Consider the following 18,384-nt stretch of genomic DNA (forward strand, 5'->3'; position numbering starts at 1 on the left):
GGTGGTAACAGGTCGCTTCATGCCCTCCCAGAAGCTTCATCGCCGCTCGCATCTTCGCCAAGGCTGACATCTACCACCTCTACCCCGCAAACCGTGGCTCGAGGGCAGGTTGGCATGGGAGATATCTTACTGCGGCACCAGGAACTCGATCGGGCGATTCATTGCTATCAAGAAGCGATGAAAACCCATCCGGCAGTGGCAAAAACTATTTATCAGCATTTAGAAGCGGCATTTGAAGAGTCACTGCATCGCCAGAACGATTCAAAAAATGGCACGTTGCCTCCAAATGCGAAAGCTCCGGTGCTACCCGCAAGCAATCGCGTGCAAGGGAACGATCTTCCGGATATGAGTTCGTTAATGCCGGCTCGTCATCCGTCTTCTGAGGGGGTCAAACCGGCTCAGTCCGGGCGAAGGGTCCGGGGCAACTCGTACTAAATCCGATCCCGAAGAGGGCAACTCAATTTACCCGGATTGGATGAATCCAAAAATCAAAGATGCTCCCATGCCACTGGAGAATCGAGAGAAACTCGATCTCCTCAATCCTGGGATTCAACAGGGGCAAAAAACGATCGTTCCGATCGAACCCAAAATCGAAGCCAACCCAGTTCGAATATCTTCGAGTCTATCGAGCGACCAAATGCTTCAACAGGCTCAAACTCAATGCCAGGAAGGCAATTTCAAGGCGGCGATCGGACTGTGCAAACAGGTGATTCAAATGAAGCCTAAAGCTTGGAGTGCCTATGAAATTTCGGGAGAGGCTTTAATTGGATTGGGCAATTTAGAAGAAGCCGATCGGCACTATCAAAAAGCGATCGTCCTCCAACCGAAATTGGCGAAATCCTATCTAAATGTCGGCAATTGGTATTTCGATCGACAGCAATGGCAACAGGCAGGAACGATTTACCAGCGAATCGTTCGCATCGCTCCTAAGTTTTCCCGAGGTCACGATCGCTTAGGTGATATTTGGGTGGTTAAAGGGAACTTAGAGCAAGGAATAAAATGCTATCGGACTGCTCTCAATTTTGAGCCTTCTATCTGGGAAATTCACCATAAAATTGGTGATATTTTACAAGCCCAAGGAAAGTTGAAGGAGGCGGCAGATGCTTACTGCAAAGCGACGCAAGTTGCTGAAGATCGTCTAAATTCTGGAACTCGCTCGAAGGCTTAAGTAAGGGTTAAAAATCGGGTCTAATTTTACAAAACTCATCCTAAAATTTTCCCGATTTTCTCACTTATTCTTGTACTGAGTAATAGTCAATAATTCAAAGCGTTGTCAATCTCAAGGGACTAGAGGTTAGAAGAAGTCATGGTCGATATCAATAATAATGGCAAGGTCGCTCGTTTAAATTCCCAAGAATCTAAAATTATTTTACAACCGATAGTTTCTCAGTCCCACTATCAACTGGGTCAGGTCTTAGCTAAACAGGAACAATGGGAAAAAGCGATCGCGTCTTATCGTCAAGCCTTACAACTTGAAGCTCGCAGTGAAGTCTATTTGAGTTTGGCAGAAGCCTTAGTTCGACAAGGGAAAGAAGTTGAGGCGATCGAATGCTATCAAAAGTCGATCGAACAACAACCAAATCTAGCACGCGCTCATCATAATTTAGGAGATTTACTCCAAAAACAGGGACAGATCGAAACCGCAATTTCGGCTTATCGTCAGGCGATCGAATTGGAGTCAGAGTTTTCTTGGTCGCACAATAATTTAGGGGATGCGCTGCGCGATTTAGAGCGTTGGGAAGAGGCAAGTGGTACTTATAAAAAAGCGATCGAACTCAATCCAAATTTTGCTTGGTCGCATTACAATTTAGCCGAAGTATCGATGAAACAAGAAAAGTGGGACGAAGCAATTCTTGCGTACCGTGCGGCGGCTGAACTTCAGACTGACTTTCCCAATATTCACTTAAAAATAGCGAAAGCGTCACAGAAAAAAAATACGGAAGATTTTCAAGAATTAATTCACTTCTATGCCGAACAGATTTCTAAAAATCCAAGTCAAGTCGAGCTTTACAATAATGCATTAGATCTAGAACCTTACAATATTCGTCTATATTTAGGGCTAGCAAAAGCTTTAGAAGAAAAAAAGGATGTTAATCAGGCGATCGTTTTTTATAATCTTGCACTTAAGCAAGATCCTGATTGTTTTGAAGAGGTATGGGCGGGTTACAGTCGCTTGATGGGGTTTGAGTTTGATACGCCTGCGATTAAACAAAAATTAAGCGAATCTTGTGCGAGTATCGGTAATCTTTGCATGCAAAAAACTCGAAAAATTTACCGTCAAGCGTTTCGCCTCAATCCTGAAAATTCTCAGTTGGATCGAAAACAGATCGAGACTATTTTGAAATTAGAACCCGATATTTTAGAGTTTGAAGATTCTGCAATTGCTTCTCAAGCCGATTCGATCGATTTTTACACGAAAAATAAAATCGATCTTTTAGAAACTCATACTTTACCATTTCAATATCAACAGAGAATACCAAGTTCGACAGCATTTGTTGATATTATTGTATGCATTCACAATGCTTTAGAAGATGTTAAAAAATGTCTAGATTCTATTATAAAAAATACTTCATTTAACTATCATCTGATAATAATTAATGATGGCTCTCAGTCAGAAACTTCAACCTTTTTAGCTCAATGGATTAATTGCGATCGAAATATTACTTTAATCAGAAATCCAATTGCGAAAGGATATACTAAAGCGGCAAATCAAGGTCTTCAAGCAAGTCGTTCTGACTATATTTTATTACTTAACAGTGATACGATTGTGACAAAAAACTGGATTAAAAAGTTAATTGAATGCGCGAACTCAGACCCTAAAATTGGTGTCGTCGGTCCGCTTTCAAACTGTGCTTCTTGGCAATCTATTCCTGAATTATTTGATTCTAATGGAGATTGGGCAATCAATACAATTCCGAGCCAATATTCAATCGAGCAGTATAGCAATATTGTAGAAAAACATTCAAAAAAAAGTTTTCCTTTAGTAAGTTTTGTAAATGGATTTTGCTACATGATTACAAGAACAGCTCTCGATTCAGTAGGACTATTAGATGAAGAAAGTTTTCCTCATGGTTATGGAGAAGAAAACGATCTATCATTACGAATCGTCAAAGCGGGTTTTAAACTTGCGATCGCCGATCACACATATATTTATCATGCCAAATCTAAAAGTTTCGGTCATCAGCGTCGAAAAGAACTTGCGAAGCAAGGCTCTTCAGCCTTGAAAAAGAAACATCCTCATGTCGATTTTAAGAATTTAACAGCACAAATCAAAGAAAATCGAGATTTAGAAAATCTTAGAAATATTTTGAAAGAGGTTACGAGATAGGACTATAAAAAATAAACAAAAAGCACAAATTAATCAATTGCAACTAGGATATTTTTAAATGTTTTATTCGGATTTTGAGTCTGCACTAAAATCAGGAGATAGGTTACACGATAATGGGGATTTAGATGAAGCGATTTCAGCCTATCATTGTGCTATAAAGCTAAACTCTAACTCTGGGAAGCCTTATCATGGAATAGGAAATGTTTTAGTTAAGAAAAATAAGCTGAGCGAAGCCGTAGAACATTATAAGAAAGCTATTAAAATTTCTCCGAGTTCTGCCACATCTTATTATCGAGTCGCAGAAGTTTTAAGACGAAAAGAGTCGCTCGACGAATCAATTATTTATTATCAAAAATCAATTGAACTCAATCCAAAATCATTTAAGTTTTTATATGGAATCGGCGAAGCCTTTTTTCAAAAAGAAGAATGGGCTCGAGCCGCAAGTTACTATCAAAAAGTAATCGAATTAAATCCCAGCTTATATAAAGCTTATAGAAAATTAAGAATTGCTTACCAAAAAAGTGATAATTTGCAGCGAGTTCAGCCAAAACTCAAGGCGATCGCCCCTCGCAAACTCAATGGATTACCAACCATTTTATTTATTTTGCCTGTAGCTGGTGGCAGTGGTGGCGCTCATTCCGTTATGCAAGAATGTTTAGAAATGTACTGTTATGGATTAAAAGCAAAAATTTCAGTCGATCGTCCTAATTATTCTAACTTTTTGAAGAATTATTCTGATATCGAAGAAGCCAGCGATATTGTTATTCCTTACACGACGTTAACCGATCTCAAACAAATCTCTCATCAATTTTCAATTGTATGCGCTACGACTTGGACTTCCGTAAGCGTACTAGAGCAACTTGTTCTAGAGAATGAGAATATTTTGCCCGCTTATTACGTGCAAGACTACGAACCTTTATTTGAGTCTAAAAGTTCTTCAGAGTGGGAAGGTGCTAGACTCTCTTATACACAAATTCCAGGTATGGTTCTCTTTGCAAAAACAGCTTGGTTAGCGAATGTTGTTAGTTACAATCATCATGTTACCGTACACAAAGTTGAGCCGAGTATCGATCATCAAGTTTATTATCCGAATTTGAGTTGGAAGCACGATCGAATCGAAATCGCGATGATGATTCGCTTTTCTACTCCGCGACGCGCTCCTCTACGGACTTTACGAGTTGCAAGAAAGCTGAACCAAAAGTTTTCCGATCGAGTAAAATTTACAATTTTTGGTGCCGATCCAGATCGAATGACTTCTATTCCGAATAATACAACGGTTTTGGGACATTTAACCCGTCCTGAAGTTGCAAATGTACTCAGAAATGCTGATATTTTTCTAGATTTATCAGATTACCAAGCATTTGGACGAACGGCTTTAGAAGCAATGGCTTGTGGTTGCGTACCTGTCGTACCGAAACGAGGTGGTGCAAGTGAATTTGCAATCGATCGCGTTAACTCTCGAATTGTTGAAACAGCATCAGATGAAAGCTGCATTCAGGGAATTACTGAATTAATTAATTGTTCCGATCGAGATTTATCAACCATGAAGTTAAAAGCGATTGAAACAGCATCAAGATATTCAAAAAAACGAGCTAGTATTAGCATTTTTAATATGCTAAACGATTGTTACGCCAAACAATAGTACTTCGTCAGCATCAAAACTTGATTGAATTTATTTCAAGAAAATCCATGAAATCACAATTAGAAACTTTTAATCTTCGCCGCTTTGATTTTTGCGATTTTGGCTGTTCGAATGGTAGTTCCATACGATTTGGGATGAATGTCCTGAAAGGTCGTCATGGTTTTGGTGTTGATATCGACGCGAAAAAGGTGAAAGCAACCCAGTCCAAAGGTTATGAAGCGATACAGTCAAATTTTTGTAATCTTTCTCTTCCAGATAAATGTGTCAAGTTTACAATCTTGAGTCACGTATTAGAACATTTGCCAACTTTAGATAAAGCAGAAAAGGCAATTCAAAATGCAGTGAGAATCTCTCAGGATTTTGTTTTTATTCGAGGACCTTATTTTGACGCTGATGATTATTTAAAGTCATTGGGATTAAAGTTTTACTGGTCTGACTGGTCGGGACATCCTCTTCATTTTTCGATCGAACATATGCTTCAATGTCTCGAATTCTTAAAGATAGAGAACTATGAGATTTATGGCAGAAACTTAGTAGAAAATTCTAATCACACTGTCATTCATCCTATATCTTCTTTAAAAAATCAGCATCACTGGAATTCAGAACAGCACGATCGAAAACAATTTTTGAAATTCAATCGCTCGATTTATCAAGAATTTTTCTGTGTGATATGGCTCAGCGATCGTGCCAAGGTTGATTATGCTCGCAGTCTATCAAATAAGTTTTTAATTTGTAAGAAAGGATTTTTATTCCCGATTTTAATTTAGGTACACATTGAAATGCCGAAAAATTTGACCTAGCTGAAATATTTTTTTAGCTGTCTAAAATTTGAGAATACTTTCTCTTTTGTCTTTTGAAAATAGAGTTTTCGATATGATGTTAGATATAAACCTCAAACAAAAATACTTAGATCGAATCGTCAATCAATTACTGCTCAGAAAGCGATGGTCTTATTTACGCTATATTCATCTGCGTGAAGGACTTAAAAAAGCTCTGGCAGAAAGAAACTCCATAAAATCATTTTTGAGTGTGGGTTGTGGCTTGGGATTAGCCGAACTTGCTTTGGCGATAGAATACAGTCAAGTCCATTTTTATTTAACTGATTTTGATGCAACTCGATACAAGATGGCACAAAATATGGTAAAAAACTGGTCGCTTTTGAATGTTGAGTTTGGAATGTATAATGCTCTAAGTCCATCAGATAAAACATATGATTTTGTAGCTTCGATCGAAGTTATAGAACATATTGAAAATGATGTGCTAGCTTTCAAGAATATGTGCAAGACAGCCGAACAATATCTTTTTTGTCTTGTTCCTTTTGCAACTGATGAGATGAATGCAGATCGAAAATTACGAAATTATGTTTGGAGAAAACACGAACATTATCGCTGTGGCTACAATACAAATGACCTAATAAAGCTCGCACAAAATAATTCTATACGAGTTCTAACGATTCGAGGATGCTATTGGCAAAATGCTGGTTTTAAGTTACGCAAAATTCAAGAAGAATTATCTGATGATTGTCTACTAAGTTCTCGTTCGAATTTGATTGAATTAGCGACAACCGATATTCGAGAAGATATTCCAATTGATGGTAATCAATTATCTGGAATTTGGATGCTTTTGCAAGTTTAGTGACTTCTTGTCTTGACTGCGTGAAATGGGGCAGAGGGGGGAAGAGGGAAAACTCACGCTCAGTCGTTTTGGTGTCCGAACCAGGATAGCGACTGCTATATAAAAACAGACAGCCAACACAATATATTGACTAGAGGTTTAACAATAATGAGTGGAAAGAGTGGAAAATTTCTTTTTGTCTGTGGATGTCCAAGATCGGGAACAACAGCGATCGCAAAACTACTTAATTATCATTCCAAAGTAATTCTTGGAATGGAACGGTATAAATATCAAATCAGAAAAAACGAATCTAATGCAATTAACCCCAGTTTGTTTTATTGGGAATCGCGATATGCAAAATCTAAAGTATTGGATAAACACTCAAAATCTTATCTTCAAGAGAATGCAAAATATCGTCTATGTCAATCGCTCATAAAACGTTCTAGAGTTCAACACACCAGATAACATCGGTTCGGGATAAGCGAGTTTTCGCATCGGGTGGAGTTTGGGGTCTGGCTTAGAAACCGATCGCATTTTGCATTATTCCTCTGTCCGTTCTCTATCTCTATTCCGCTTCTCTTGCAGCTTGAGGAGAATCTGGGTATGAACTTCTTGGGTAATCGGATAGAAATACGCCAGTACGATCCCTGCAATCAGGACGATGGTGGGTAGAGGCCCGATCGCGATCCGAATCGCAAACAACGCCGATTCCGGCTGAACGGGAGCGGGTTGTCCGGCGGTACTTTCGATGTATCCCGCCCAACCGAGGGCTTTGAGCACCAAAAACAATCCGATCGCCAAACCAACTTTTTGCAGCAACACCATAAACGCATAGAAGACTCCCTCGCGCCGCTGACCGGTTTTCAGTTCGTCGAGATCGATAACATCCGGCAGCATCGACCAGGGAATTAGGTAGGCCGTCGAAACTCCAATTCCAGCCATCACCGCCAGAACGTACAGCAGCGGCACTTGACCCGGCTGGAGGAAAAACAATCCCGCTTGGGCGATAATCCAAATGCCCATGCCCATAAAATACACCGCTCTTTTACCCACTCGCCTGCTAATAGGCGTCCAGACAAACAGCATTAATAATGCCGTGGCCTGGACTGCGAAGGCAATTTGAGTAAAAGCAGCCCCCGGTAATGCCATCCAACTGACGACGTAGTATTGGATAATCGTTGCCGTCACCTGCACCGCCAGCCAGGAACAGAGGTAAATTCCCATCACGTAGAGAAAGGGAACGTTGCTAAAGGCGATTTTGACTTGCTCGAAGAAAGGAATCGCCTCCGTGGGTTGCGTGGTTTGGGCGCGACGAGCATCCATCGCCGCGACGCGCTTGCGGGTTCCCCAAACGCATAGGTAAAGAGGAAGGACGGAAAGAACGGTACAGACTCCCGCGAGGATGATGTAGCGCAGTGCTAAATCTTCAACGGCCTCGAAAATGAACAACGCCAAAACTAATGACAGCAGACTGCCGCCAATGGAGAAGGCAAACCGAAAACTATTGAGGCTGGTGCGTTCGTTATAATCTTGGGTGAGTTCTGGGGTGAGGGCAGTATAGGGCAAATTGACGATCGTGTAGGCCATGTTAAAGAGAATGGAGATCCCCACATAGAACCAGAATTTACCCCAGTTGCTAAAGTCGGGGACAATCCACTGCAAGAAAAAGAACAATCCAAACGGGATCGCCCCGAAAATCATCCAGGGATGTCGCCGTCCCCAGCGAGATTGGGTGCGATCGCTCAAAAAGCCGACGATGGGATCGTTCACCGCATCCCACACTTTCCCGATCGCCAGTATCCAGGCAGCCAACGCCGCTGGCAACCCTGCCACATCCGTAAAGAAAAAGGCCAGAAAGAAGACGAGGACGTTGGCGGTAATCGCCGGGCCCAAATCTCCCGCCCCGAATGACAGTTTTTCGAGAAAACTCATTTTCTCGGGTACGGAAGGCAATGGGGCACTAGCCGACGCGGGCGAATCGTTCATGAAGTTACGCGATTGTAAGGAATTGTTGAAATTTGGCAGCCAGCCCAATTCTACCCACAACCGTTAGTCGCGACCAGGGGGCGGTGGGACAGAGAACTTTAGGGGCACAAGTATTGGGACGATAAATGATGGGTTAAGCAAAACCTGACCGATCCAAATGCTTTGCCCTCTCTTAACGTCAGGCGCGGGATAAGCTGCTACGCAGCTAAATCAAATAAATAGCATTACCTTTATTTTTTATTTTTCGCTTCCAATTAATAACGAATTCGCCTTCATTCAGCAATTTACGCAAAAGAGATTCTAGCTGTTCGACCGACTCAAATAATCGATGAGCGATATATTCCTTAGCCGAATGCCAAACTAATTCAATTAAGTTATAATCTGGACTATATGCTGGAAGAAATTCGAGAATCATATTCGGCATTTCTGCTTCTATTTTATTCAAAATATCTTTTCTTTTATGGAAGCTAGCATTGTCGAGGATGATGACAATCTTTGCCGAATGCTCATTAAAGCTGTCAATAGTATTTCCTTGTTCTATCCATTCTAACAAGAGGAAATCATTTAAGCGTTTTAGCTGTTCGTAAAATGCAGATGCATTTCCTTGCTTAATTACAAAAGTTATCCTCTTTTTATCATGATATCGTAATCCTCCCATCAGATTAACTTTTCCTTTCCTTCGCTGTCCTGTCACTTTTTTTCGACGACCTTTCTTTCCCCAGTTTTTTCTTCGTATTACTCTTAAACTAAATCCACTTTCATCCTAAAACCAGACCTGAAAACGTTCTGGATTCGTGGTACTTTAGCTAAAATCAAGCCCAAATCAAGCCCAAACTCTTTTTGTATCTGGCGAATACGTTCCAATTATCCTGAAGCCATCGTGCAAAACGGCAAGATATAGCACTACGAAAAGCTTCTAGAGCATCAGCAAATGTCTCTAAAGGTTTCGATGCCCATCGCCTTCGCAACCCTCCAGTTAGTTGATGCCAAAGAATAAAAGTATAGGCACACATCACCAAAATAAAATGCCTCATTAAGCTACGTTTATGCCGCACTTGATATTCTTTGAGTCCCAACCAGCCTTTGGCTTCTCGATAAAAAACTTCCACCCAGTTCCGTTGAGAATAAGTCTCGACTACCCATTGAGGAGTGACGATATCCCCTTCCTCATTCGTCAAAAAATAGTCAATGTCTGTGGCTTCTGAGAAGGTTGGTTGATTATGGTAGGCTTTTTCGCCCATCATATAGATGAGTTGTTACCACTACAATTCCATTGTCAGTTTTGCCGATTTCCCCGATGTACTGCCTCCCAACTCCAGAGGTGAAATTGCCACTTTTTCGATGTCCACTATCGTCCACTATCAGTGAAAACCCTCTCGGGATTTTCGTCTGACGAGTGCTATTCATCACCTGCAATCGCCGCTCGTTTATCTCTTGAGAATTCCAATTGGCTCGCACCGCAAAATGCCTTAAGCTGTGGTATGACACATCTACTGCGTTATCCGCGAGTTGAGATAGGTTTTTTCGAGCACTTTCTCCCAATAATCCTCCAATATAGTGTCTAAACTCTTTTCTTTGCGCTTTGGTCTTGAACACATCATCAAAGCGTTTGCACCATCTTTCGAAGCATGGGGGCATGGCTGTGGATACTGTTTCCTTCATCCGCTTTCCCTCGAAAATGGGCTAACCTAAAAAGCTTATCCCCTCTACACTATCACCCTTTTTACCTCTATTTCTCGCTAAAGTACCATTAAGCGAAAGCGACTCTCCCTACTTGGCAGGAAAACAACTGACACTTGCCGAAATTGTGGCCGGAACGCTGGTTTGTAGAATGCTAGACTTGGGAATTTCTTTGACCGATTATCCCAGATTGAATATTTGGTCTGAGGGATTGCTATCTCGACCGACTTGGCAGCAAATTGAGCTGAGTTCTCAAGAATGGGATAGTTTCAAACGTCGGATGAGGCTGATGCCAAAAATTCGAGAACGTCGCCAACGTCTGCGGATGAATGCTCTATCGAAACCGTCTGTTTTTCCAGAGTCATGATTTTTGATGTATAGCAGTCGCCACTAGGGTTAGGACAGTTTAATCTCACACCAGTACCTCTCTCCCCCAGTTCCCCCAGCTCACAATACCAGTGTCTTAACTAACACGGCGGTGGCTATATCTATGGGTAGCTACGACGATCTGTTGGTTTCTGAGGCGATCGAGATTGCTTTAAGCGCCCAACCCGAAAGCTCCTGGGCAAATCGATCGTCGAGGGGTAGATGTTTGACTAAAAGCCGATAGTAAATTGGACCGTAGAGAATATCGAGGGCTAATTCCGGATCGAGTGATGGATCGAATTCGCCCCGTTCGATGCCTCGTTCGACGATCGCTTTGGCAGCCTGGCGACGTTCGTCGAGAAAGCGCTCTTGGTATAGTTGTAGCGTTGTCGGGCAAGCTTGTCCCTCGGCAATAATTTGCGCCACGATCCGCCCGTACTCCCCACAAAAGGCTTCGATGAGTAATGCCATTTGCCCGGAAAGCGCTTCGGCCGCGGACGACTCTTCTGGAAATTGGAGTTCGGGGGACAACCTCTCGAAAAAAGCATCCATCACAATGGCGACTTTGTTGGGCCACCAACGGTAAATCGTGGTTTTGCCCACGCTTGCCTTGCGAGAAATCGCCTCAATAGATAAATCTCTAAGAGTTGTGGTTTCGAGCAACTTCCAAGCCGCTTCGATAATCGCCGCCTTCGATTTTTCCGATCGAGGTCGTCCGCTGCGTTTGCTTCGAGGGGTTGGAGGCGTTTGAGACATTTTGTGAGGATGAGCTTGACAACTATCTTTTATTTTAATACGATGCGTACTATAATTTAAAAAGATACGCAACGAAGCGAAATTAAGAAAGTAATCCAAACGATCGATTCGGGACGGTTTTACTGAAATTGCGATCGACATTCTCTACAATCAGGCTATCCATAATGCACGCCCAATCCTCACCCATTGCCCACACCAGAAGAAGACTGACGATGAAACGCTTGTTCGTTTCCGCCATTGCCACGGCCCTGACAGGTTTCGTAACGTTGACCGCCTCAGCGGGAGAGCAAACTTTATTCAGTTTCGATCGACCTGTGAAAGAACAGTATGTTGCCCAGTCGCAAACCGATCTCGATCGCCAGCAAATCGAACAACTGACCCAAAAGTGGGTCGATCTCTGGAGTCCGAAAGATCGACCTTTTACTGGAGAAGGTTTTGAGGAAATCTTTGCCACCGGGGAAAACGAAATATTGGTATTTGATAATGTCGAGGGTTCGGTTGTCGTCCTCCACAGTTTGGAAGAATATCTAGACACCTGGGTGCCAATGATGCAGCAGTTTGCCTTTTGGGAAATTGCGATCGAAGACAACTTGGAGATTTCAGTTAATGGCGATTTAGCCGTTACCACGTTTTCTTTTGTTGGCGGCGGACAAGATGGAGACGGGGTCGAATATACACTCCGTCAGTACGGCACTCATACTTGGAAACGAATTGACGGTCAGTGGCGGCTGGTTCACGAGCATTTGACTGCGGGAGATGGATCTGATGTGTAGGAAGGGTCAGTATTGCCAAGAACGAATCGGCAAGTCAAATCGATCGTCAGCTCGTTAAAACCGATTTAGTTTGGTATAGAATTTAGAATTCAGCCGTCAGCATTCAGCTAAAAAATGTAAATTTCTATATTGTTTTTGTGAAAGCTCAATTGTATATTTTAGCTAACAGATATATTTCTATTGCTACGCATTTGTCTTTCATTTTTTAGGAATTGAATTAATTCTCAAAAAAGTATTCTTTGCAAATAAAATTAATCGATTGAAGGAAAATGACACAAAAGAAACGGGCATTAGTTACGGGAGGAAATCGAGGTATTGGTTTAGCGATCGCCCGAGGGTTATTGGCACAATGCTACGAAACTATTATTACCTCTCGATCGCTCGATGATGCCAAGCAAGCCACTGAAAGCCTAGAAGGAGATGTTATTCCGATTGAGTTAGATATCAGTGACGATCGCTCGATCGAACAAGCTCTTCAAACTTTAACCAGCCGTATCGATCGATTAGACGTTCTGATTAACAACGCCGGAATTTACCCAGACAAAAACACCAATATACTCGAAATTTCCCGTGAAGTTCTTGAGTCGGCGATGACTACCAATACCTTTGGTACGATTCAGATGGTGCAAGCATTTTTACCCCTGTTAGAGAAATCTGAGGATGCTCGGGTAATTAATATGTCTAGTGGCATGGGGGCATTTGATGGCTTAACCGCCACGGCAACAAGCTATTGCCTCTCGAAACTGGCATTGAACGGTGCAACGATTATGCTAGCGCGATCGTTGCAATCTCAAGGCATTGTGGTGAATTCTATGTGTCCGGGTTGGGTGAGAACCGATATGGGAGGAGAATCCGCCGCCCGATCTCCTGAAGAAGGCGCTGATACGGCCATCTGGCTGGCAACGGAAGCCCCCCGCAGCCACACGGGTAAGTTCTGGCGCGATCGGAAAGAGATTGCTTTCTAAGGGTCAGTATTTAGCCGTCAGCGATCGGCGATCGGCTTTAGGCACTCAGAGAATATAAACATTCAGCGTTCGGCTTATAAATTTTGCGATTGCCGGAATCTCGATTAAAACTTTCCGTCACCGATCGATTTTAAAAAGCTGTAACGAACGACTCCATCCATTTTGCCAAGGAAAATTTGACAAAGGAAAAAAATTATGACCGATAACATTTCGACCGAGGAGGCGATCGCCCCCAAAACTTTTAAACTGGGAGGAGATTTAGAAGTCGATCGCCTCAGCTACGGCGCGATGCGACTGACCGGACAACCGGGTAACTTCGGGCCCTATGCCGACTGGGAAGGGGGCAAAAAACTGCTCCAGCGCGCCGTCGAACTTGGTGTCACCTTCATCGATACTGCCGAAGCTTACGGGCCGGGAGACAACGAAGAGATTATTGCCGCAGCACTGCATCCTTATCCGAGTAATCTAACGATCGCCACTAAAGGTGGGATTAACAAACCCGCACCAGATAATATTCGCGCCGATGGCAGTCCCGAAAATCTGCGGCGCGGCTGCGAAGGGAGTTTGCAACGGCTGAAACTCGATCGCATCGACCTCTATCAACTGCATCGCCCCGACTCCAAGGTGCCGTTTGCCGAATCGGTGGGCGCACTAGCCGAACTTCAGCGCGAAGGCAAAATTCGCCATATCGGTTTGTCCAACGTGACCCTGGCGCAACTGGAGGAAGCCCGAAAAATTGTCGCGATCGCATCGGTTCAAAACCGCCTGAACATTGCAGACCGCAGCCACGAAGCAATTCTCGACTACTGCACCCAACAGGATATTGCCTTTATTCCCTACGCACCATTGGGCGCGCATCCCCTCAAACGAGGCGCACCTCTAGCCAATCCACAGGGGAGTACAGAGGGAGTTTTAACAGAAATCGCCACCCGTCATGGTGTCAAACCCAATCAAATTGCCCTAACTTGGACGCTGCATCGCGCTCCTAATATTATTGCGATTCCAGGAACGACAACGATCGCTCATTTGGAAGAAAACGTTGCAGCCGCCTCAATTGAGCTGACACCCGACGAAGTTAAATCGCTGGGGGAGATGTAAGCTGCCTAGTGCCGCTACGGGTCATTAAAAATGCGTCTTGAAAAGTTGAACGGGACGGAAACCGACACCGCCCACTTTTCGCAAAATTAAAAATTTAAAATGCCTACTATACATAGCTTTTACCGGTTGAGAGCTGGTAAATTATTTCTGCCGCGCTGCACTAGTACTCCACCCCACGCTTTGCGCGAGGACTAATTTTTTCTGATTCCCCTCCCAGGAGGGGTTAGGGGTGGGTTGGGTTACCGAATAGGACTTCTCCGACGACCGATCGCGGTTTGTTCGTTCAAAATAGATCTTGCAAGGTTTACAGCATCACTCTACTGAGTTCGGGAGAACGAATGATATTTCAACAAGATTTGTCTTCTGCACCGAAACGAAAACCGGGGCGGCAACGACCGTTGTCTCGCCTCGTTGCAGCCGGAAGCGCGATCGCCCTATTTGCCGTAACGGGTTGCTCGACCCCCGCTCAAACCGATCTTCCTCAAACCGATGTCGCTCGAACCGATGTCGCTCAAACCGGGGGTGGCGGTTTCGAGCAAGTCACCGTCCTCGAAAACCTCGAACATCCCTGGAGTATCGCCTGGTTGCCCGATGGTGCGATGCTGATTACCGAAAGACCCGGACGACTGCGAATCGCCCGCGATGGCGTTTTAGAACCCGATCCGATCGCCGGAGTTCCGGAGGTTTTCGCCCAGAGTCAGGGGGGGTTGATGGAAGTGGCCGTTCACCCCCGCTTTGCCGAGAATCGCTGGATTTACCTCACCTATTCCCACGGAACGATCGATGCCAACCGCACCCGCCTTGCCCGCGCCAAGTTTGACGGTAATACCCTCAGCGATGTAGAGGTGATTTTTGAGGTCTCCCAAACCAAACCGAGGGGGCAGCATTTCGGATCGCGTCTGGTGTGGTTGCCTGATGGAACCCTACTCCTGGCGATCGGTGACGGTGGCAATCCCCCCATCGAGCTTGACGGGGAACTGATTCGCCAGCAAGCTCAAAATCGCAGCAGCCATTTGGGGAAGGTGGTGCGCTTGAACGATGACGGTTCCGTGCCGTCGGACAATCCCTTTGTGGGGGACGAACAGGCCGATCCGAGAGTGTGGAGTTACGGCCATCGCAACATTCAAGGTCTGGCATTCGATCCGATCGGCGATCGGGTTTGGGTCACCGAACATGGCGCGCGCGGGGGGGATGAAGTGAATTGGGTGCGAGGGGGCGAAAATTACGGCTGGCCGGTGGCAACCCACAGTCGCGAATATTCCGGCGGGTTGATTTCCCCAGAAGAGTCGCTGCCGGGTATGGTAGACCCAAAGCTGATTTGGACTCCCTCGATCGCCCCATCGGGTTTGGCGTTTTACAGTGGCGATCGTTTCGAGGACTGGCAAGGAGATTTATTTGCGGGGGGGTTAGTGTCCCAGGATGTCCGGCACATCGAGCTAGATGAGGCGGGGAACGTGACAAAGGAGGAGTCGATCGCGATCGGGCAGCGAGTGCGGGACGTGCGCCAAGGGCCCAATGGCGAATTGTACGTTCTCACCGATGAACCGAACGGGCAACTGAGTCGTCTTGAAGCAAGCGGATCTTGATGTTTGGGAAGGGGGAAAGGGGGAATTGCCTCTACATCGGTCGCCGTTGCGTAAGTCTTAATCAAAATCAAATTAAACAAACACGAAAGTCGAACTATCCGATAAATCCAGCCCGGTGGTATTGCGAACGATGCCAATGAGATCCCGCACCTGACCTTGGGGTTGGAAGAAAATGTTGGTATTGCCACTAGCACTTTCCCTCAACCCATAATCTGAAGCGCTACCGTGCAGTTGAATTCGGTCTACCCCCACATCTAAATCCCGAATTAGCGCCCGACTGACATTTCCATCGGCAACCGCGATGCCATCGTCGTCGTAGAAGGCAGTGCTGGCATTTCCCAGGACGAATAAATCGGCACCATTTTGACCATTGAGGAAATCTCGATCGCCCAGACCGGGGTTGGAGGAACTTTCATCCACCCCAATGAGCGTGTCATTTTCAAAGCCTCCGTTGAGCCTGTCATTTCCGACCCCCCCGATTAGCAGGTCGTTACCATTACCGCCATTGACGGTATCGTTGTCTGCGCCTCCATCCAACGTATCCGCTCCGTTCTGACCGAAGAGCTTGTCGTTACCATCATTGCCGAATACCTCGTCGTCACCACCGCGCGCGCGGACGGTATCGTTTCCAGGTAAGGCATGGAGGGTGTTGTCATTTCCGTTTAAAAAGAGATCGTCATCGCTTGAGGTCGCCACAAAAGTCTGAAAACCAAAGACCACATAGCTTTCTCCCGCAGCACTTTCACCATTGGGATCGGCAAAAGCGGCACCAACAATCAGATCGTCATAGCCATCATCATTGACATCTCCCCCACCGCTGACGGAGTAGCCAGAAAAGTCATCGACATCGATGCCATTGATGGTGAATCCATTACTGCCATTGAGACTTGACAAGTCCAAGCTCGCACCAAAACCACTACTACCACCAAAAACGACATAACTTTCTCCGGCACCGCTATTGCCATTGGGGTCGGCACCACGCGCCCCGATAATCAGGTCATCGTAGCCGTCGCCGTTGACATCTCCCGCACCGCTGACGGCGACGCCTGAAAAGTCACTACGATCGATACCATTGATGGTGAATCCATTGCTGCCATTGAGACCCGACAAGTCTAAACTCGCACCAAAACCGCTATTGCCCCCAAAAACGACATAGCTTTCTCCAGCATCGCTACTCCGGTTATTCGGATCGGCTAAACGCGCACCAATAATGAGGTCGTCGAAACCGTCGCCGTTGATATCTCCCGCACTGCTGACGGAGTCGCCGGAAAAATCACTGCGAAAAGCACCCTGCAAAACAAAGCCGTTGCTGCCATCGAGACTCGACAAGTCCAAACTCGCACCAAAACCGCTATTGCCCCCAAAAACGACATAGCTTTCTCCAGCACTAGTTCTACCATTGGGGTCGGCAAGAGAGGCTCCAATAATAACGTCGTCGAAGCCATCGCCGTTCACATCCCCCGCACCGCTAACGGAAACCCCTGAAACATCACTGGTATCGATGCCGTTTAGAACAAAGCCGTTGTTGCCATCAAGACTCGACAAGTCCAAACTCGTACCAAAGCCGCTATTGCTCCCAAAAGCGACATAGCTTTCTCCGGCAAAATTCTTGCCATTGGGGTCAGCCCAACGCGCACCAATAATGAGGTCGTCGAAACCGTCGCCGTTCACATCTCCCGCACTACTGACGGAGTTGCCCGAACGATCGTCGAGATCGATACCATTTAGAAGAAAGCCGTTGCTGCCATCAAGACTCGATAACTCAAAACTCGCATCAAAGCTTCGATTGCCCCCAAAAACGACATAACTTTCTCCAGCACTAGTTCTACCATTGGGGTCGGCACCACGCGCCCCAATTAGGATGTCGTCGAAGCCATCGCCGTTGACATCTCCCGCACTGCTGACAGAGAAGCCTGAAAAGTCATTGGCATCAATGCCGTTAATCACAAAACCGTTACGGCCATTGAGACTCGACAACTCCAAACTGCTATTAAAACCACCATTTCGACCAAAGACAACATAACTTTCTCCGGCAAAATCCTTGCCATTGGGGTCGGCACTACGGGCCCCAATCAGGATGTCGTCGAAGCCGTCACCGTTGATATCTCCCGCATTGTTGACGGAGTAGCCCGAAAAGTCACTGGCATTGATGCCGTTGATGACGAAGCCGTTACTGCCATTGAGGTCGGATAAATTAAGTGTATTCGTCACGATCGTATAGTCCTTTTGAATTTTAGTTGACTTGCCCAAACCTTTTCGCACCCTTTCTGCCCGCCCACCGACTTCTGCACGACGTCCGGTTGAAAACTCCTTCGTGCCGACAGACATCATCGGTCAAATTTCACTGCTTTTTAGGATGCAGTCATTTCAAAAGCCCCAGTCTGGGCAGTCGATGTCAGGGTTTGATTCATCATTGAGGAGATACCCTATGAAGTCGGTGCTAGTTTTTTGCACCATGGCGATCGCTACAATCATATACAAGTTGGGAACCGGCGATCGCGCTTCGTAGCAGAAAAAACCTAACTAACTCTCTCACCGTCGAAGGTCGATCGCCGAATCTCAAACTGCAAACATTGGGTGTGAATTGAAA

Annotated in this window: 15 protein-coding genes and 2 pseudogenes; 12 read left to right on the forward strand and 5 right to left on the reverse strand. The window is 45.1% G+C overall.

Annotated elements, in window-relative coordinates:
• From IQ235_RS02800 to IQ235_RS18885, 7 genes are all read left to right on the forward strand, one after another.
• On the forward strand, positions 1-435 hold a 435-nt coding region (locus tag IQ235_RS02800), incomplete at its 5' end, for a hypothetical protein (RefSeq protein WP_264319979.1).
• A 40-nt stretch (positions 436-475) separates the two neighbouring features.
• Positions 476-1,168: a tetratricopeptide repeat protein gene (locus IQ235_RS02805; protein WP_264319980.1), complete on the forward strand. Its 693-nt coding sequence runs from the start codon at positions 476-478 to the stop codon at positions 1,166-1,168.
• Between the two features lie 138 nt (positions 1,169-1,306).
• Positions 1,307-3,328 carry a tetratricopeptide repeat protein gene (locus IQ235_RS02810; protein WP_264319981.1) on the forward strand — a complete coding sequence of 674 codons (2,022 nt, stop codon included), beginning with the start codon at positions 1,307-1,309 and terminating at the stop codon, positions 3,326-3,328.
• Between the two features lie 58 nt (positions 3,329-3,386).
• Positions 3,387-4,970 carry a tetratricopeptide repeat protein gene (locus IQ235_RS02815; RefSeq protein ID WP_264319982.1) on the forward strand — a complete coding sequence of 528 codons (1,584 nt, stop codon included), beginning with the start codon at positions 3,387-3,389 and terminating at the stop codon, positions 4,968-4,970.
• The gene (locus IQ235_RS02820; RefSeq protein ID WP_264319983.1) at positions 4,952-5,737 is read left to right on the forward strand and encodes a methyltransferase domain-containing protein; all 786 of its coding nucleotides are present in this window, start codon (positions 4,952-4,954) and stop codon (positions 5,735-5,737) included. Before IQ235_RS02815 ends, IQ235_RS02820 begins: the two co-directional genes overlap by 19 nt.
• Before the next feature lie 106 nt (positions 5,738-5,843).
• A complete protein-coding gene (locus tag IQ235_RS02825; RefSeq protein ID WP_264319984.1) occupies positions 5,844-6,605 on the forward strand; it encodes a methyltransferase domain-containing protein in 762 nt (253 codons plus the stop codon).
• A gap of 147 nt (positions 6,606-6,752) precedes the next feature.
• Positions 6,753-7,049, forward strand: a complete 297-nt coding sequence (locus IQ235_RS18885) for a sulfotransferase (protein WP_405196631.1) — start codon at positions 6,753-6,755, stop codon at positions 7,047-7,049.
• Between the two features lie 75 nt (positions 7,050-7,124).
• Here the strand turns inward: IQ235_RS18885 and IQ235_RS02830 are convergent, their stop codons facing one another.
• The 3 genes and pseudogenes from IQ235_RS02830 to IQ235_RS02840 all read right to left on the reverse strand — a co-directional run bounded on the left by IQ235_RS02830 (position 7,125) and on the right by IQ235_RS02840 (position 10,232).
• The gene (locus tag IQ235_RS02830) at positions 7,125-8,570 is read right to left on the reverse strand and encodes an MFS transporter (RefSeq protein WP_264319985.1); all 1,446 of its coding nucleotides are present in this window, start codon (positions 8,568-8,570) and stop codon (positions 7,125-7,127) included.
• A 205-nt stretch (positions 8,571-8,775) separates the two neighbouring features.
• Positions 8,776-9,360, reverse strand: a pseudogene (locus tag IQ235_RS02835) (IS630 family transposase); the annotation flags it as partial.
• Positions 9,361-9,382: 22 nt separating this feature from the next.
• Positions 9,383-10,232, reverse strand: a pseudogene (locus IQ235_RS02840) (transposase).
• 112 nt (positions 10,233-10,344) lie between these two features.
• Here IQ235_RS02840 and IQ235_RS02845 point away from each other — a divergent pair.
• Positions 10,345-10,617, forward strand: a complete 273-nt coding sequence (locus tag IQ235_RS02845; protein ID WP_264319986.1) for a glutathione S-transferase family protein — start codon at positions 10,345-10,347, stop codon at positions 10,615-10,617.
• Between the two features lie 131 nt (positions 10,618-10,748).
• Here the strand turns inward: IQ235_RS02845 and IQ235_RS02850 are convergent, their stop codons facing one another.
• A complete protein-coding gene (locus tag IQ235_RS02850; RefSeq protein ID WP_264319987.1) occupies positions 10,749-11,372 on the reverse strand; it encodes a TetR/AcrR family transcriptional regulator in 624 nt (207 codons plus the stop codon).
• Between the two features lie 164 nt (positions 11,373-11,536).
• On the opposite strand from IQ235_RS02850, the gene IQ235_RS02855 reads away from it, so the two are divergent.
• From IQ235_RS02855 to IQ235_RS02870, 4 genes are all read left to right on the forward strand, one after another.
• Positions 11,537-12,145 (forward strand): YybH family protein, encoded by a 609-nt coding sequence (locus IQ235_RS02855; protein ID WP_264319988.1) that lies wholly within the window; start codon positions 11,537-11,539, stop codon positions 12,143-12,145.
• A gap of 269 nt (positions 12,146-12,414) precedes the next feature.
• Complete coding sequence (locus tag IQ235_RS02860; protein WP_264319989.1) at positions 12,415-13,110, forward strand: SDR family NAD(P)-dependent oxidoreductase; 696 nt, start codon at positions 12,415-12,417, stop codon at positions 13,108-13,110.
• A gap of 195 nt (positions 13,111-13,305) precedes the next feature.
• Complete coding sequence (locus tag IQ235_RS02865) at positions 13,306-14,208, forward strand: aldo/keto reductase (protein WP_264319990.1); 903 nt, start codon at positions 13,306-13,308, stop codon at positions 14,206-14,208.
• Between the two features lie 338 nt (positions 14,209-14,546).
• Positions 14,547-15,794, forward strand: coding sequence for a PQQ-dependent sugar dehydrogenase (locus IQ235_RS02870; protein WP_264319991.1), 1,248 nt, complete (start codon positions 14,547-14,549; stop codon positions 15,792-15,794).
• A 72-nt stretch (positions 15,795-15,866) separates the two neighbouring features.
• On the opposite strand, the gene IQ235_RS02875 is transcribed toward IQ235_RS02870, so the two are convergent.
• Positions 15,867-18,005, reverse strand: a complete 2,139-nt coding sequence (locus tag IQ235_RS02875) for a hypothetical protein (protein WP_264319992.1) — start codon at positions 18,003-18,005, stop codon at positions 15,867-15,869.
• Positions 18,006-18,384 lie beyond the last annotated feature (379 nt).

The sequence above is a fragment of the Zarconia navalis LEGE 11467 genome (assembly GCF_015207075.1).
In the GTDB taxonomy this organism is placed as follows: Bacteria; Cyanobacteriota; Cyanobacteriia; order Cyanobacteriales; family Geitlerinemataceae; genus Zarconia; species Zarconia navalis.

Bases quoted from the DNA above. Each gene is read 5' to 3' on its own strand.
- IQ235_RS02860 (WP_264319989.1), top strand. From the start codon at position 12,415: ATGACACAAAAGAAACGGGCATTAGTTACGGGAGGAAATCGAGGTATT.
- IQ235_RS02830 (WP_264319985.1), bottom strand. From the start codon at position 8,570: ATGAACGATTCGCCCGCGTCGGCTAGTGCCCCATTGCCTTCCGTACCC.
- IQ235_RS18885 (WP_405196631.1), top strand. From the start codon at position 6,753: ATGAGTGGAAAGAGTGGAAAATTTCTTTTTGTCTGTGGATGTCCAAGA.
- IQ235_RS02825 (WP_264319984.1), top strand. From the start codon at position 5,844: ATGATGTTAGATATAAACCTCAAACAAAAATACTTAGATCGAATCGTC.
- IQ235_RS02850 (WP_264319987.1), bottom strand. From the start codon at position 11,372: ATGTCTCAAACGCCTCCAACCCCTCGAAGCAAACGCAGCGGACGACCT.
- IQ235_RS02805 (WP_264319980.1), top strand. From the start codon at position 476: ATGAATCCAAAAATCAAAGATGCTCCCATGCCACTGGAGAATCGAGAG.
- IQ235_RS02865 (WP_264319990.1), top strand. From the start codon at position 13,306: ATGACCGATAACATTTCGACCGAGGAGGCGATCGCCCCCAAAACTTTT.
- IQ235_RS02815 (WP_264319982.1), top strand. From the start codon at position 3,387: ATGTTTTATTCGGATTTTGAGTCTGCACTAAAATCAGGAGATAGGTTA.
- IQ235_RS02810 (WP_264319981.1), top strand. From the start codon at position 1,307: ATGGTCGATATCAATAATAATGGCAAGGTCGCTCGTTTAAATTCCCAA.
- IQ235_RS02870 (WP_264319991.1), top strand. From the start codon at position 14,547: ATGATATTTCAACAAGATTTGTCTTCTGCACCGAAACGAAAACCGGGG.
- IQ235_RS02855 (WP_264319988.1), top strand. From the start codon at position 11,537: ATGCACGCCCAATCCTCACCCATTGCCCACACCAGAAGAAGACTGACG.